This window comes from Desulfitibacter sp. BRH_c19, from assembly GCA_001515945.1.
Lineage (GTDB): Bacteria > Bacillota > DSM-16504 > Desulfitibacterales > Desulfitibacteraceae > Desulfitibacter.
Genome location: LOER01000016.1, coordinates 102,338 through 119,410, shown reverse-complemented (window position 1 = coordinate 119,410; position 17,073 = coordinate 102,338). Strand labels below are relative to the sequence as shown.

Here is a 17,073-nt window from a genome sequence, read left to right as displayed (position 1 = left end):
GTGTCAATGAATTTTGGAAAAGTAATTACTGCAATGGTTACACCATTTAATAATGAGCTAGAAGTAGATTATGATCAAGCAATAAAATTAGCTGAAAGACTTATATCTGAAGGAACAGATACAGTTTTGCTGGCCGGAACCACAGGAGAATCCCCTACATTGACAACTAAAGAAAAATTACAACTTTTTGAAAAAGTAACAGTCGCTTTAAAAGGTAAAGCTCCAATTATGGCTGGGACAGGTGGCAATAATACCAGAGCTTCTATTGAACTTTCTAAGGAAGCTGAAAAACTGGGAGTGGACGGTATACTTCTTGTTGTTCCATATTACAACAAGCCACCTCAGGAAGCTTTATATGCCCATTTTAAAGCCATTGCTGAAGCTGTAACGTTACCTATTGTATTGTATAATGTTCCATCTCGAACTGTAACTAATTTGGAACCTTCAACAGTAGTAAAATTAGCTCAAATTGATAATATAATAGGTATTAAAGAAGCTTGCGGAGATATGGATCAAATAAGCAGTTTAAAAATGCTTGTTCCAGAAAATTTTACAATATATAGTGGAGATGATTCTTTAACTTTACCAATGTTATCTCTTGGATGTCATGGTGTAATAAGTGTAGCTGCTCAAGTGGTGGGAAAAGAAATTCAAGAAATGATAGCTTTATTTAAGGAAGGCAGAGTTAAGGAAGCCTCTGAATTACACTATAGATTAATGCCAGTATTTAAGGCTATGTTTATAACAACAAACCCAATACCTGTCAAGGCCGCTGTCAATATGGCAGGGTTTAATGCTGGCTCACTTAGGTTACCATTACTAGAGCTTGATGACCAGAAAAAACAAATAGTTTATGATAGGTTAAAGAAATTTAGGAAAGTTAAGATCTAAATATATTGAGGTAGATATAGTGGAAAGCGGTATATCTACCTCATCTGTAATTATATGTGTTTATAAATAATTGTAGCCGGAAATAATAATAGTAGTATCCACTAAAACTTGCTTAAATAGATATATTTGAGTATAATCTTAAAAGGAGTTGTTGTGCGGCTGATGCTATGCACTACTCTATTTGAAGTAGTGCTTTTTCAATGTCATTGTAATGAGCGGGATTTATACAATATAGGAGGTGAAAGAATGATAGATGAAAAAAAACTAAATATAATTCCACTAGGCGGATTGGGTGAGGTTGGAAAGAATATGTGGGTTATACAATATAATGGTCAGATAGTAGTTATTGATGCAGGATTAACCTTCCCAGAGGATGAGATGTTAGGTGTAGATGTTGTAATACCTGATTTTACCTATTTAATAGAGAATAAGGACAAGGTTAAAGGTATTGTTCTTACACACGGGCACGAAGATCATATAGGTGCATTACCATATGTACTTAAAGAATTAGATGTGCCAGTATACGGTACAAAATTAACATTAGGTTTAGTTAAAACAAAACTTAAGGAAAATGGTCTAAGCAATGCCAAATTACAGGTTATAAAACCACGGGATACTATCCAAATTGGAACATTTAACATTGAGTTTTTTAGAGTAAGTCATAGTATAGCAGATGCAGTAGGTTTAGCAATACATACCTCTGTGGGTACTATTTTGCATACTGGAGATTTTAAGGTTGACCATACACCAGTTGATGGAGATGTTATGGACTTTGCAAGGTTATCACAAATCGGAGAAAAGGGAGTACTTGTAATGCTTTCCGATAGTACTAACGCTCAAAGACCAGGATATACAATGTCTGAGAAAGCTGTTGGTCAAACCTTTGATGATATATTTAGAAATTCCAAGGGAAGAATTTTAGTCGCATCCTTCGCTTCCCATGTTCATCGCCTTCAACAAGTAATTTCAACTGCATCAAACTATGGGCGAAAAGTAGCAGTAGTTGGTAGAAGTATGGTGAATGTGGTAACTGTTGCACATGAACTTGGTTATCTTGACATTCCTGATAATACACTAATTGATATTGATGAAGTAGCAAACCTTCCTTTAGATGAGGTAGTTATTATTACTACGGGAAGTCAGGGAGAGCCAATGTCAGCTTTAACTAGAATTGCAATGCATGATCATAGACGTTTGGAAATTATGCCAGGAGATACAGTAATAATATCAGCAACTCCTATTCCTGGAAATGAAAAGACTGTCGCACGTGTAATTGACCAATTATATAAAGCTGGTGCTGATGTAATACATGAAGCTATTTCAGGCATACATGTTTCTGGACACGCTAGTCAAGAAGACTTAAAATTAATGATTAACCTTGTAAAACCAAAGTACTTTATACCCATTCACGGTGAGTATAGTATGCTAATAAAGCATGCTGAAATTGCAAAAACTGTTGGAATTCCAGAAGAAAACATCTTCGTACTTGAGAATGGACAGATAATAAACTTTGATAAAAAAACAAGTTGTGTGAAAGGTAGAATTCAAGCCGGGAGAATTTTAGTTGATGGTTTAGGTGTAGGGGACGTAGGAAACATTGTTTTACGTGACAGAAAGCAGTTGTCACAGGATGGCATTTTAATAATGGTGGTAACCCTAGATAAAAAAACCGGAAAAGTTATTGTTGGCCCAGATATTGTTTCAAGAGGGTTTGTTTATGTACGAGAATCAGAAGAGTTGATGGATGAGGCTAAAGAAAGAGTAAAACAATGCTTAGAAAAATGTGGGCAGAAGAACATCACCGAGTGGTCATCAATAAAATCAAGTGTTAAAGATGTTCTAAGTAAATTCTTGTATGAAAAAACACGTAGAAGACCAATGATATTACCAATATTGATGGAAGTATAAAAATACATGGCTCAGGCCATGTATTTTTTTCTTTTTATAAAAGTATACTATAAATAAACTTAAAAAATGGTAGGGGGTAAAATATGAACGAGAATTTTATGGATAGCTTTATGACTAATCCAAATACTAATCCAAATACTAATCCAAATACTAATCCAAATACTAATCCTAATCCAAACTTTAATCCTAATGTAAACCCAAATTTACCTAACACAAATCCAAGAAAAGAAAAGAAAAAGGTAAAAGGTAATAGAAGTAATAATATTAAAGAATTTGGAGAAATTAATATACCCGATGCACCAACTAATGTCCATTGTATTACCATAGTAGGACAGATTGAAGGACATATGGTAATGCCTCCACAAAATAAGACTACAAAGTATGAACATATAATTCCTCAATTGGTTGCCTTGGAGCAAAATCCAAATATTGAAGGAGTCTTAATAGTTTTAAATACTGTAGGAGGAGATGTAGAAGCAGGGTTGGCAATAGCTGAAATGCTAATCAGCATGTCAAAGCCAACAGTATCTTTAGTATTAGGAGGAGGACATAGTATTGGGGTACCCATTGCGGTAGCAAGCGACCATAGCTTTATTGCAGGGTCAGCAACTATGACCATTCACCCCATAAGGTTAACAGGTCTTGTGATTGGAGTACCACAAACATATGAATATCTGGATAAAATGCAGGAAAGAGTAGTTAGTTTTGTGTGTGAACATTCAACAATTGGAGCTAAACGGTTTAGAGAGTTAATGTTTAGAACTGGGGAACTTGCAAGAGATATAGGAACAATTTTAGTTGGTAAAGATGCTGTAAATGAAGGTTTAATTAATGAAGTTGGAGGGATAGGACAAGCGGTAAGGAAATTAGATGAGTTGATACAAAATCGAAGGATGATGAATCCCCAAGGGGGGCATTAAATGGTATTATATACACCTTTATTAGTGGAAGAGGTGCTAAAGGATCAAGATAAAATAAAAGAGCTTAGAGAGATAGATTATCAAGGAAAAAGACTACAGGTGGAAATGTTAGAGGAAGGTCAATATAGAATAGTTCGCATTATAAGTTCATGTCCACAGGATTTTTTAATTTCTGAATTACAGCCAGGTACAGTTTTAAAAAATGAAATAGTTAATGGGTTTCTTAAACACTAATTAGCATTTCACACAAGAGATATTTCAACAGATTTAAAGGGAACTATCCAAGTTCCCTTTTTTTATACAATCAGAGCGTATAACCATCAATTGTGTTAGTATTAAAGTTGTAGATATTTACCTTTGATTTTGCCCTGATTTATATATGGTTAACTTACATGACCTATGATATAATTTATGAGGCATTTACGATAATTTCATTATTAGGAGAGAATTACTCATGGAAATATTTTTTGGGTTTGCTGGTGGGTTAGCAATTTTTATCTATGCTATGCAATCAATGGCAGATGGGTTACAAAAAACTGCTGGAGATAAAGTCCGTAGAGTTTTAGAAGTGTTGACAGGTGTTCCTGTAGTGGGAGTTCTAATGGGTGCATTTGTTACTTCCACAATACAAAGTAGTAGTGCTACCACAGTTATGGTTATAAGCTTTGTAAATGCTGGATTAATGACATTAAAACAGTCTGTTAGTGTTTTGATGGGAGCTAATATAGGTACAACCATTACAGCTCAACTTATATCATTTAAGCTTAGTCATTATATTTTCCCAATAATTTTCATAGGCTTTTTACTGAATTTTTTAAGCAAGAAAAAACGAATGAAATATATTGGACAAGTAATATTTGGGTTTGGACTTTTATTATTAGGTTTAAGTTTAATGCAAGAGGCTATGTCACCTTTAAAGGACTATCCTCAATTTATTTCAGCTATCCAACAGTTAAGTAAATACCCTATTCTAGGAGTATTTGTTGGGATAGTAACAACTGCTTTAGTTCAATCAAGTAGTGCAACTATTGCTATTCTTATTGCGTTAGCAGCTCAAGGATTAATACCAATTGAAGCTGCTATTCCAATTCTTCTAGGTGATAATATAGGAACGTGTATTACTGCCCTTCTCGCATCAATAGGTGCGAATTTATCAGCTAAAAGAGCTGCAGCAGCTCACATTATTTTTAACGTGGCAGGGACTATTATTGTACTTATATTGCTGCCCGTTTTCATGAAATTTGTTTTACTTGTTTCTCCCCCTGATGACGTAGCAAGACAAATAGCCAACGCCCATACCTCTTTTAACATTTTTAATACTTTACTTTTCTTACCGTTAATCAGCGTTTTTGTAAGACTAATTATTAGGATTGTTCCTGGATCAGAGGAGATCAAACCAACTGGGCCTGTGTATCTTGACGACAGAATGTTAAAAACACCAGGTTTAGCCTTAGCATTAGCAACGAAAGAAATTATTAGAATGGCAAATCTTGCTAAAGATAACGTTAATATGGCAATGGAAGGCTTCTTTAAAGAAGATAATAAAATATTAGATGAAGTAATGAGAAATGAAGATATTATTGATGAATTAGAAAAGGAGATTACAAGATATCTGTCAAAAACGTCACAAAAAGGTATGACTAGTACCTCTTCAAAAAGACATACAGGTTTACTACATGCAGTTAATGATATTGAGAGGGTAGGAGACCACGCCGAGAATATTGCTCAGCTAGCTAGAATAAAGATTAATGAAAGGCTTCCAATTTCAGAATTTGCTTTGGAAGAATTAGAAAAAATGAAAATTTTATCATTAGAAGCCTATACGACTTCGATTAGTGCGTTAGAGGACGACAACATTACATTGGCAGATAGAGTTGTTGAATTGGAAAATGAAGTAGATATTATGGAAAAAACTTTGCGTAAAAGTCATATTAGACGTCTAAATTCTGGGAAATGTCATGCTGGATCTGGTGTTGTATTTTTGGATATAATTAGCAACCTGGAAAGAGTAAGCGATCACTCACACAATATTGCAGAAGTTGTTCTGGGGGAATTATAAGGGGGGCAATATAATTGACTTATATAGAAGCTGTACTTCTTGGTTTAATTCAAGGGTTAACTGAGTTTTTACCTGTAAGTAGTTCTGGCCACTTGGTAATCTTAAGTTCTATTCTTGGTGTTGAACCAGAGGGCTTAACATTTGAAGTGTTAGTACACTTCGGCACATTAATTGCAATATTAGTGGTTTTTAAAGATGATATTATAAGTTTAATTCGTAATCCATTTCAAAAATTAACATTGCTAATAATTGCTGGGTCAATACCTACAGCAATCATCGGACTTGCACTTGAAGATACCTTTGAAAGGATGTTTAGTTCTCTTCTTGTTGTTGGTTTTACCTTATTAGTAACTGGAACATTATTGTGGATAGCTGAGTCATTTAAAAACAATTATAAGGGCCTTGGCCAGATGAAATATAGAGATGCAGTTATTATTGGTCTTGCGCAAGGGGCTGCAATTACTCCTGGCATTTCAAGATCAGGAACAACAATTGCGATTTCCTTGGTTTTAGGGTTAGACAGAAAGACTGCTGCAAGATATTCATTTCTACTAGCTGTACCTGTAATATTAGGGGCTACCTTATTAAAAACTAAGGATTTACTATCAGAACCCATGACGACAACTGTATATGGTCCTTATATAGTTGGAACCATTACTGCAGCAGTTTCAGGGTACTTTGCAATAAAAATACTATTAAAATTTTTACAAGAGGGTAAGCTTAGATATTTTTCTGTTTATTGCTGGATAGTAGGAGCAACAATTATCCTACTAAATACTTTTGCTTCATAAACTAAGGCCACTAATATTTCCATGGATAAAGTATGCTTTTGTTGTGGAAAAAATTTAGGCCTCCTATATCAGTATATAGGAGGCCTAATTAGTACTAATATTATAAACGCTAAAGGATTTGAAATAATTATGTAGAAATATCATTTGAGGTGAGATTATGCAAATTTGGCAGAAAATAAAAGAGGAATCTCGAAGTGAAGTAGCTGCTATTTTATGGTTAGCATTTGCGGCCTTAAGTGGGATTAGCATATATGTGGTTGATATGGAAGTGGCATTTACTTCTAATTATTTTATAGGATTTTTTGGTTTATTTATAGCGCGAATATTTACAGGTCTAGTGGGACAAGCCAAGTATTTAGTACCACTATTGATGATTCTTTATGCAATTATGTTGTTTAAAAATAAAAAAGTATCAGGTATTTCAAATCAAGGATTTGGAATACTTTTAGCCTTTATTACAATTACAGTAGCATTACATATAAATATTACTAGCAGTACTCTTCCAATAAGTACTATTTTAGGTGAATCTATGGAAGGAATAGGTGGAGGATTAATTGGCGCAACATTTTCTATCATTTTCATTAAAATTTTTGGTGTTTTTGGTAGTTATATAATTATAGTAACATCGTTATTACTATCATTCATGCTTCTTACCAATACTCATCTTATTGGCCTTTTAGCTTCGACATTTGCAGTATTTAGAAATAGCTTTACTAAAATGGGAAATGGTCTTTCACAATTCCTATTTGATGAAGAAAATACTTCTACAGCAAAAATTTCAACAAAGAAGAAAAATAAAAAAGTAAAATCAAAAGCTGTTCCTGTTGTTCATATGTATCAAGATTCAGAAGAAGACAGCGACTATGAGGATGAAGAAAAGGATAAGTTAGTGTCTATTTCGGAAGAAAATGAAACAAAGGAGATTGAAGAAATTGGAAGCCCTATTGGAGTACCTGGTTTATATAATAATACAAGTAGTGAATTTACCTTACCACCAATTTCATTGCTTCAGAGAAATATTAAACTAAAAAATCCTAGAATGAATAAAGATATATCTGAAAAGGTTAGACAATTAGAAGAAACCCTCGCAAGCTTTGGAGTTAAATGTAAAGTTTCACAGGTGAGCTGTGGTCCTGCAATTACAAGGTTCGAAATACAACCTGAGACTGGAACTAAAGTTAGTAAGATAGTAAATCTATCAGATGATATTGCATTAAACTTGGAAGCATCTCAAGTAAGAATTGAAGCCCCTATACCTGGGAAAGCTGCAGTTGGTATAGAAGTCCCCAATAAGGAAGTTGCAATTGTTAGCTTTCGCGAAGTTCTAGAAAGTCCCCAATTTATAGAGAATTCATCAAAAATAGCTGTTGGCCTTGGAATGGACATAGCTGGGAAAGTAGTGGTAGCAGATTTATCAGCTATGCCTCATCTATTGGTTGCTGGTGCTACAGGGTCCGGTAAAAGTGTGTGTATGAACTCATTAATTTGTAGTTTATTATTTAAAGCACTACCCACAGAGCTGAAGCTCTTAATTATTGACCCGAAAATGGTGGAACTTACTAATTTTAATGGTATTCCCCATCTAATTGCACCTGTAGTAACAGACTCTAAAAAAGCTGCAACAGCTTTACGTTGGATGGTTAATGAAATGGAAAACCGATATGAGATGTTTGCTGCTGCGGGAGTAAAGGATATTACACGTTTTAATAATTTGAAAGCACAGGAAGACCCTGAAGGTCAACAACCTGCACTTCCATATATAGTAATACTAATAGATGAATTAGCAGACTTGATGATGGTATCCCCAGCAGATGTCGAAGATGCAATATGCCGATTAGCACAAATGGCAAGAGCAGCAGGAATTCACTTAGTTGTAGCGACTCAAAGACCTTCTGTTGATGTCATAACTGGTCTTATAAAAGCTAATATACCATCTAGAATTGCCTTTGCAGTATCATCTCAAGTTGATTCTAGAACAATATTAGACATAGGTGGTGCAGAAAAACTACTAGGTCAGGGAGATATGTTATACTTCCCGATGGGAAAACCTAAGCCTGTCAGAGTTCAAGGCGCTTATGTTTCAGATAAAGAGGTCGAAAAAATAGTTAAATTTTTAAAGGTACAAGGTGCTCCAAAATATGAAAATGTACTTGAAGAAAAAAATCCTCCCAAGAAGCAGCTAGAAATAGATGATGAATTGCTTCCTGAAGCAACGAGAATATTACTTGAGAGTAACCAAGCATCTATCTCTTTGTTACAGAGGAGATTGCGAATAGGGTATACAAGGGCTGCTAGGTTAATAGACTTAATGGAAGAGAAAGGTATAGTAGGTGGGTATGAAGGAAGTAAACCGAGGGCGCTTTTAATTGGCTGGGAAGAGTACAAAGATATGTTTAAAAACTTTTAATCCTTTATTAATCTGCAGGAAAATTCGATACTAATGAAGAAAGTCTATACTGTTAGACATAATTATGATTAGATTTGACCTAGTATCTATAATGAGAGGGGGGTGCTTTTAATGTCAGGCGTAGGAGAGAAGTTGAGGGAACGAAGGATTAGTCTAGGACTATCAATAGAACAAGTAGAAGAATATACAAAAATAAGGAGATTTTATATAGAAGCAATAGAAAATAATGAGTATAAAGTTCTACCAGGCAAAGTATATATAATAGGTTTTTTGCGTAGTTATTGCAAATTACTAGATCTTGACCCCACAGAAATTTTAGAGGAGTTTAATCAATCATGGATTGATACAGATAATGTTTCCAAGTACGTAGAAGAAACTTCTTATAGACAAAAAAAGTCTCCAAAAGTTAATTTTAATTATAGTAAATTAGTAAGGTTTGGAATACTTGTTTTAGCAGTAATTGTGTTAATAGGAATTAATAAAATATGGAATAATACAATTCCTAGTCCACCGCCCCCAAATGATACAATAATAAGTGAACCAAATGAGAATAATGAAGATGAAACACCAAATGAGGATATTAATACTGAACCTGAATATGCTGGTGTAAATATTGAAGTAATACCTGAAAGAGGAGACTGTTGGTTAGAAGTTTCAATAAATAATACAATTGTATTTTCACGTATAATAACACAAGGGGAAGATAGCCTTATTTTTGAAGATGAAAATGGAATAAATATGGTGTTTGGAGATGCAGGCGCCGTTGATATAGTGTATAATGGACAATTAATTGAACCAATAGGTAATGATGGTGAAGTTGTTAGAAAAACTTTTTCAATAGAAGATGATATCTAAAGGAGCAATGTTATGTCTTTAAAAGTAGCATTAATCACACTAGGGTGTGCAAAAAATACTGTAGATTCAGAAGTAGTAAAGGGATTGCTTTTAGCTGATGGTTTTAAATGGCAAGAAAACATTAAGAAAGCTGATGTAATTCTTATAAATACATGTGGATTTATAAAAGATGCCAAGGAACAATCAATTGAAACAATTTTAAGTGTAGCATCAGAGAAAAAGGTTTTTCAAAAATTAGTTATTTTTGGTTGTCTAGCTCAAAGATATTCTACAGAGATAAGCATAGAAATTCCAGAAGTTGATGGAATCGTAGGAAATGATCAGATAGACAGGTTGCCAGATATTATAAGGGAACTTTTCGGTGGGGAAAAAGTTTTTGCAGTTAAAGATGCTATGGAGTTTAAACGTGAAGGGTTCGTTAACAGAGAAAGAGTGGAGGATGGGTATTTTAGTTATCTTAAAATAGCAGATGGATGCGATAACTATTGTTCATATTGCGTTATACCACTAGTAAGAGGAAACTATAGAAGTAAATTACCGGAGGACATTATCAAAGAAACAAAATACTTAGTAAATAAAGGATTTAAAGAAGTTATTCTGATTGCTCAAGATATTGGGCAGTATGGGAAAGACATAAATTCTAATTATAATTTACCTAGCCTTTTGAAAGACTTAACTAAAATTCAGGATCTAAAATGGTTGAGACTTCTATATTGTTATCCAAATTACTTAAGTGATGAATTGCTCTATACGATAGCTGAAGAAGAAAAAATTTGTAAGTACTTAGATATACCACTCCAACACTTAAGTGATGATGTTCTAAAAAGAATGGGAAGAACATTTTTAAGTGAGGATATCAATAACTTGGTTGCAAAAACAAAAAAGATTTTGCCTGATATAGCACTTCGTAGTACATTTATTGTTGGCTTTCCCGGGGAAAATAAGAGAGACATTGAAATACTTAGTGATGGATTAAAAGAATTAAAGTTTACATGGAGTGGTTTCTTTACCTATTCACAAGAAGAAGGGACTCCAGCTGCTATAATGCCTAATCAGGTTCCAGAAGAAATAAAATTGGAAAGAGTATCAAAAGTAAAAGAAATACAAGATAAAGTAACAATTGAAGAAATTGAAAAATATGTTGGTAGAAGAATACCTGTATTAATTGAAGAAAAAATACCTAATGAGCAGGATTGGTATTTAGGAAGAAGTTATTTGCAAAGCCCAGAGATTGATGGTCAAGTATATATCAATTTAAAAACAGTTAAACAAAACAAGATTGGTAATATAATACCTGTAGATATTATTGGTTCTACCAACATTGATTTGATAGGAGAGGTTACAGATGAATCTTGCCAACAGAGTCACCTTGGCTAGGATATTTTTAGTTCCAATTTTTATGTTTTTCATACTAATTAGAATTCCATTTGGGGAATACATCGCAGCTGCGATATTTGTGCTGGCTGCCAGTACAGATGGATTAGACGGATATATAGCACGTGCGAGGAAAGAAGTAACAAAATTTGGTAAATTAATGGATCCCCTTGCGGACAAGCTTCTAGTATCAGCAGCTTTAATCTCTTTGGTAGAGATTAATCTTGTGCCAGCTTGGATTGCGGTAATAATTATTGGGCGTGAGTTTGCAGTAACGGGTTTAAGATCCATTGCAGCAAGTGATGGTGTGATAATCTCTGCAAGTAAATTGGGCAAGGTTAAAACAGTAACACAGATAGTAGCTATTGTAGCCATTATACTCAATGATTTATTTGTCAACCTTTTCAATATTCCATTTAACATAGGTGAGATTTCAATCTATATAGCGGTTATCTTTACATTATGGTCTGGAGTTGACTATTTTGTAAATGGGTGGAAAGTTTTAAAACTAAATAAATAAATTGTACAGCAGATCCATATGGGGATTATCCTCATATGGTTTTTTTGTTCCATCTATTTCATAAGGATATATATTAAACTTTAAGTTATAATGAGGAATGTATCAAATTACAGGTCAAGGGGGAGGAACGTATATGAAAATTAAAGGATTTAGCCTACCTGTAATAATAATAGCCTTTGTGTTAGCGCTAGGTGTGTTTATGTCCTTAAACTGGGTTTATACTGAAATGGCAGTTAAAAAACCTCTTGGGCAAGAGATTTCTGAGGTAGATGGTGTGAGGAACTATACTATTGAAAAAGGTACAGAAGGACTGATTTTAACAGTAGAATTAGATATGGTAAACAATATTCAAACAGCTTACTCAAATCTAAATGAAATAGGCCATTCTCATGTCAAGGATAACGAAGGATTTGAAATTAGAATAGTAGATAACCCAAATAATGAGTTAATAACAGTATGGAATGAAATACAGTATTATGCATATCAGTCTTTGGCTCAAGGTGATTTTGTAACCTTGAAGGATAGCATGCAAAGCTTAGTACAAAACGATGAAAATATTGACTATCAAGTGTATATTAATGATACTCATTTATTTATTCAGGTCCAATCCCATGAAAACTATATCTATAGGATAATGCAGCGAACTAACACTAATCTATAAAGTGGGAGAGGTTTAATATGTTAAAAGGAAAGTTAAAAGAAATTATTATTGGTACCGGTATAGCAGCAGTTACATTTCTAGCAATTCAAGGATTTAATATTTTCCCGATTTTATTATTTGCAGTTTTTGGAGGAATGTTGTTTTTCATTCTTAAGAAAAATGGTGTGTTAAATGTGGGAGGAAGAGGAAAAAGGATTGCTAACTCATCAGCAATTCAGTTTAAGGATATTGGGGGACAAAGAAGTGCTAAACAAGAATTAAAAGAGGCCTTAGACTTTATTATTAAAGATAAAGATATATCTATAATGGGTATTAGGCCATTAAAAGGTTTGTTACTGACAGGTCCTCCTGGTACTGGTAAGACGCTTTTAGCAAAGGCTGCAGCAAATTATACAGAAGCAGTATTCATGTCTGCAAGTGGTAGTGAATTTATTGAAATGTATGCAGGGGTGGGAGCACAAAGAGTAAGAAATCTATTCAAAAAAGCTGAAGAGACTGCAATCAAAGAAAAAAAGACACGCGCAGTAATCTTTATTGATGAAATAGAGGTTTTAGGAAGCAAACGAGGACAAAACAGTAACCATATGGAGTACGACCAAACCCTAAATGAGCTTCTTGTTAAAATGGATGGTTTAGATAGCAATGATCTAGATATAAAAATATTAATTGTTGGTGCTACCAATAGGGTAGACATGCTAGATGAGGCTTTGTTACGTCCTGGTCGATTTGATAGAGTGGTAAGAGTTGATTTACCTGAAAAAGAAGCTAGGATGCAGATTTTACAAATTCATACAGGAAATAAACCTTTAGCTCCTGATGTGGATTTAGAACAAATTGCTAGAGACACTTTTGGTTTTTCAGGTGCTCATTTAGAAAGCGTAGCAAATGAAGCTGCAATTTTGGCATTAAGAGAAGTAAGTATTGATATAAAGCAAAAACATTTTGAAGAAGCAGTAGACAAAGTAATGCTTGGGGAAAAAACTGATCGGAAGCCTTCAAAAGAAGAAAAATATCGCATAGCCGTACATGAAATAGGGCATGCAATAATAAGTGAATCTGTAAGACCTGAATCTGTATCCCATATAACTATTACTTCAAGAGATAGTGCCCTTGGCTACATGCGACAAAAGCCTGCAGAAGATATGTATTTATATACATTAGATTATTTAGAAAATCAGATAAAAATACTTTTAGCAGGAGCTTCTGCTGAAGTGATTATTTTAAAATGCAAGAGTACAGGCTCAGGAAATGATTATAATGAAGCCTTGAAAATGGTTAAAAGAATTATATTTAATGGAATGTCTACTCTGGGAATAATAAGTCCTGAGGATATAAGTAAAAACTTATTAGGTAAACAGTGTCAATTAATACTTCGTGAACAAGAAGATACTGTCAATCAAATATTAGAAGATAATCTTGCTGCATTGACTAAACTCAGCCAGAAACTTGTAGATGATGAATATGTTAATGGAGAAGACCTAAGAAACTATTTAAATTAATCAAGTGACTGTTTCTCACTAAACCTATAACAAAAGTTTGTTATAGGTTCTTTTTTATGCTATAAATTGATTAAACAACATAACCTAAGGAGTAGTAAATGAAAAATTTAGAGTCTTTGGTAAAACAGTTAAAAGGAAATAATATTAAGGTTGCAGTTGCTGAATCGTGTACTGGTGGATTACTTGCAGCAGAATTAACAAGTATTCCTGGCAGCTCTGAATTTTTTGAAATAGGATTAATTACATATAGTAATGAAGCAAAAATCAATCTACTTGGAGTGAAAAACAGTACAATCCAACAATATGGGGCAGTTAGTGAAAATACTGCTAAAGAAATGGCCCTAAGGATAAGAGATATTGCTAATGCACATATTGGTATAGCTATAACAGGGATTGCTGGGCCGGGAGGAGGAAGTAAGGATAAACCTGTTGGTCTCGTGTATATCGGAATTGCTATGGAGAATAATATTTTAATATATAAACATCTATTTGCAGGAAACCGGAAAAATATTAGAAAACAGTCTGTTTCCTCTGCTATAGCGAATTCTCTCTTATTATTGATGGAAGAAAGGTGAATACATGATTTCCAAAGAAACATGGTTAATCCTTATATTAATAGTAGTAACAACTTTTACATTTGTTACACTTTTTGGGGACATGAGTTTTAGCATTGAGGGTTTTGAGTTTAGATTATCTTTAGAGATATTTGATGATGGATTAACAGAAATTAGCATTCCACCTGTGGGTATTATTAGTGCGAAAACTCATCAGACTCCCATAAAACTGGGTGTTACCCTTATAAATATAGATATAGATTTACTTCAAGAGCTTATTGAAGAACCAATAGATCAAGCAGACTTCGTGGACAAGGTAATCAATGAAGTTAGGTGGCATGCAGGACTATTTATTGCAAGAATGCTTTTGATTGCATTCATAGGTGGTGCTTTCGCCATGCTTTTGCTACACAAGCGAGATGTATTTGATTATTTAAAAGCGGCTCTTATGGGTTTTGGGATAATGGCAATTTTACTAACTGGGACCTTTTACACATATAACATTAATGAGTTTTCTAATCCACAATATAGAGGTGTAATTAAAGCTGCTCCATGGATGATAGGATTTGCACAAGAAGCATTTGTAAAGGTAGATAAATTAGGAGAGCAACTCAAAGTTAGTGCTGATAGTCTCTATGAGTTATTTGAAAAAGTTGATCTAGTTAGACCAATAGGAGAATTTGCTGATACAATAAAGGTCCTTCATGTTTCCGATATACATAATAATCCTGCTGCTTTTGAGTTTATTAAACAGGTTTCCGAAAGCTTTGAAGTAGATATAATCATAGATACAGGAGATATTTCTGATTTTGGGAGTCCATTAGAGGCAATTTTACTTGAAAAAATTAATAATTTTACAATTCCGTATCTATTTGTGGCAGGAAACCATGATTCCCCTGAAATTATTTCAGCAATGGAACTTATAAATAATGTTGTAGTTGTAAATGATGAAATTGTCAATATTAAAGGATTTAATATTTTAGGTATTCATGATCCCGCTGCAGTTTCAAGTGCTTTAGTTCCCCCAAATGAAGAAACAGTATTTGAGTATATACTAAGGGCAGAAATGATATTAGGAAATTTTGAAGCTACTCCAGATATCTTTATGGTTCATCATCCGCATATAGCAGAGGCATTTGTGAATCGAATACCAGTTATATTGCATGGACATCGGCATAGGGTTTCAATAAAAAGTGATGCTGAAAGTGTTATAATTGATGCGGGTACTACAGGGGCTGCGGGAATCAAGGGATTGCAAAGTAAAACAGAAGTACCGTATAGTGTAGTTTTATTACATTTCATTAGAAAAGAAGAGGAAGAAAATACTATATTGAGGGCAGCTGATGTTATTAAAGTATTCAACTTAGAAGGTGGATTTAATATACAAAGGACAATTTTTGATTAAATGATTGTTAAAAGTTAAGATATATGAATTAAATAATTTGTAAATTGTTGACAGTATATAGTATATAAAATATAATTTAAAAGAACAATTGTTTGGCTTAGGATGGGAAAGGGGAGAATTTTTTATGTCTGATAAAGAACAAGCTTTAAAAGCTGCTTTGGGGCAGATAGAAAAACAATTTGGCAAGGGTTCCATTATGAAATTGGGAGAGGCTAGTGCAAGAATGCATATTGAAGTTATTTCAAGTGGGGCCATCTCGCTTGATCTTGCATTAGGTATTGGTGGTCTTCCTAGGGGGAGAATTATTGAGATTTATGGCCCTGAGTCTTCTGGTAAGACAACAGTTGCACTACATGTAATAGCAGAAGCACAAAAAAAGGGTGGAATAGCTGCATTTATAGATGCTGAACATGCCTTAGATCCTACATATGCAAGAAACCTAGGTGTAGATATTGATAACCTCTTAATATCTCAGCCCGATACAGGTGAACAGGCATTAGAGATAGCTGAGGCACTTGTAAGAAGTTCAGCTGTTGATATAATTGTGGTGGATTCTGTAGCAGCATTAGTTCCAAGAGCTGAAATCGAAGGCGAAATGGGAGATTCCCATGTGGGATTACAGGCAAGATTAATGTCGCAGGCATTGAGAAAACTTGCTGGATCTATTAATAAATCCAAAACTGCAGCCGTTTTTATTAACCAACTTAGGGAAAAAGTTGGAATTATGTTTGGAAATCCGGAAGTCACACCCGGTGGCAGAGCGTTAAAGTTCTATTCTTCTGTTAGATTAGAGGTAAAAAGGATAGAAACTTTAAAAAATGGAACAGATATGGTTGGAAATAGAACAAGAGTTAAGGTAGTAAAAAATAAGGTTGCTCCTCCATTTAAACTAGCAGAGTTTGATATTATATATGGCAAAGGCATTTCAAAAGAAGGAGATATCATCGACGTTGCAACAGAAATGAATATAATAAACAAAAGTGGTTCCTGGTATTCATATGAAAAGGAAAGACTAGGACAAGGGCGTGAAAATGTAAAAGAGTTTCTTATGAATAATAAAACAATACTAGATGAAATTGAAACTAAGATCCGTGAGGAATTTAAAAAGAGAGTTAGTCCCAAAACAGAATCTTAAAAACACTAAAATGTTCAGACTTAAAAACACTAAAATGTTCAATAATCTTGACAACTCTAATAAAAACAAATACAATTGAAAAGCAGGAAAATGT

The 17,073-nt window shown here is 33.9% G+C and carries 15 protein-coding genes; all 15 read left to right on the top strand.

Annotated features, from left to right (window positions below; genetic code table 11):
• Positions 1 to 6: 6 nt before the first annotated feature.
• The 15 genes from APF76_04295 to APF76_04225 all read left to right on the top strand — a co-directional run bounded on the left by APF76_04295 (position 7) and on the right by APF76_04225 (position 16,979).
• Complete coding sequence (locus tag APF76_04295) at positions 7 to 891, top strand: 4-hydroxy-tetrahydrodipicolinate synthase (GenBank protein ID KUO52542.1); 885 nt, start codon at positions 7 to 9, stop codon at positions 889 to 891.
• A gap of 246 nt (positions 892 to 1,137) precedes the next feature.
• Positions 1,138 to 2,799: a ribonuclease J gene (locus tag APF76_04290; GenBank protein KUO52263.1), complete on the top strand. Its 1,662-nt coding sequence runs from the start codon at positions 1,138 to 1,140 to the stop codon at positions 2,797 to 2,799.
• Positions 2,800 to 2,909: 110 nt separating this feature from the next.
• Entirely contained in the window at positions 2,910 to 3,719 is an 810-nt protein-coding gene (locus APF76_04285) for a hypothetical protein (protein KUO52541.1), read from the top strand.
• Entirely contained in the window at positions 3,720 to 3,953 is a 234-nt protein-coding gene (locus APF76_04280; protein ID KUO52262.1) for a hypothetical protein, read from the top strand.
• Positions 3,954 to 4,173: 220 nt separating this feature from the next.
• Positions 4,174 to 5,778, top strand: coding sequence for a sodium:solute symporter (locus APF76_04275; GenBank protein ID KUO52261.1), 1,605 nt, complete (start codon positions 4,174 to 4,176; stop codon positions 5,776 to 5,778).
• 14 nt (positions 5,779 to 5,792) lie between these two features.
• Positions 5,793 to 6,569, top strand: coding sequence for a UDP pyrophosphate phosphatase (locus tag APF76_04270; GenBank protein ID KUO52260.1), 777 nt, complete (start codon positions 5,793 to 5,795; stop codon positions 6,567 to 6,569).
• 157 nt (positions 6,570 to 6,726) lie between these two features.
• The gene (locus APF76_04265) at positions 6,727 to 8,976 is read left to right on the top strand and encodes a cell division protein FtsK (protein KUO52259.1); all 2,250 of its coding nucleotides are present in this window, start codon (positions 6,727 to 6,729) and stop codon (positions 8,974 to 8,976) included.
• A 111-nt stretch (positions 8,977 to 9,087) separates the two neighbouring features.
• Complete coding sequence (locus tag APF76_04260; GenBank protein ID KUO52258.1) at positions 9,088 to 9,831, top strand: hypothetical protein; 744 nt, start codon at positions 9,088 to 9,090, stop codon at positions 9,829 to 9,831.
• Positions 9,832 to 9,843: 12 nt separating this feature from the next.
• Positions 9,844 to 11,208, top strand: coding sequence for a hypothetical protein (locus tag APF76_04255; protein KUO52257.1), 1,365 nt, complete (start codon positions 9,844 to 9,846; stop codon positions 11,206 to 11,208).
• Complete coding sequence (locus APF76_04250; GenBank protein KUO52256.1) at positions 11,177 to 11,725, top strand: CDP-diacylglycerol--glycerol-3-phosphate 3-phosphatidyltransferase; 549 nt, start codon at positions 11,177 to 11,179, stop codon at positions 11,723 to 11,725. The genes APF76_04255 and APF76_04250 overlap by 32 nt, the downstream gene beginning before the upstream one ends.
• A 133-nt stretch (positions 11,726 to 11,858) precedes the next feature.
• On the top strand, positions 11,859 to 12,386 hold the full coding sequence (locus tag APF76_04245) for a hypothetical protein (GenBank protein KUO52255.1): 528 nt from the start codon (positions 11,859 to 11,861) through the stop codon (positions 12,384 to 12,386).
• A 17-nt stretch (positions 12,387 to 12,403) separates the two neighbouring features.
• Complete coding sequence (locus APF76_04240; protein KUO52254.1) at positions 12,404 to 13,885, top strand: ATPase; 1,482 nt, start codon at positions 12,404 to 12,406, stop codon at positions 13,883 to 13,885.
• A gap of 98 nt (positions 13,886 to 13,983) precedes the next feature.
• On the top strand, positions 13,984 to 14,460 hold the full coding sequence (locus APF76_04235; protein ID KUO52253.1) for a damage-inducible protein CinA: 477 nt from the start codon (positions 13,984 to 13,986) through the stop codon (positions 14,458 to 14,460).
• Between the two features lie 4 nt (positions 14,461 to 14,464).
• Positions 14,465 to 15,844: a hypothetical protein gene (locus APF76_04230; GenBank protein ID KUO52252.1), complete on the top strand. Its 1,380-nt coding sequence runs from the start codon at positions 14,465 to 14,467 to the stop codon at positions 15,842 to 15,844.
• 124 nt (positions 15,845 to 15,968) lie between these two features.
• Positions 15,969 to 16,979 (top strand): DNA recombination/repair protein RecA, encoded by a 1,011-nt coding sequence (locus tag APF76_04225; protein KUO52251.1) that lies wholly within the window; start codon positions 15,969 to 15,971, stop codon positions 16,977 to 16,979.
• Positions 16,980 to 17,073 lie beyond the last annotated feature (94 nt).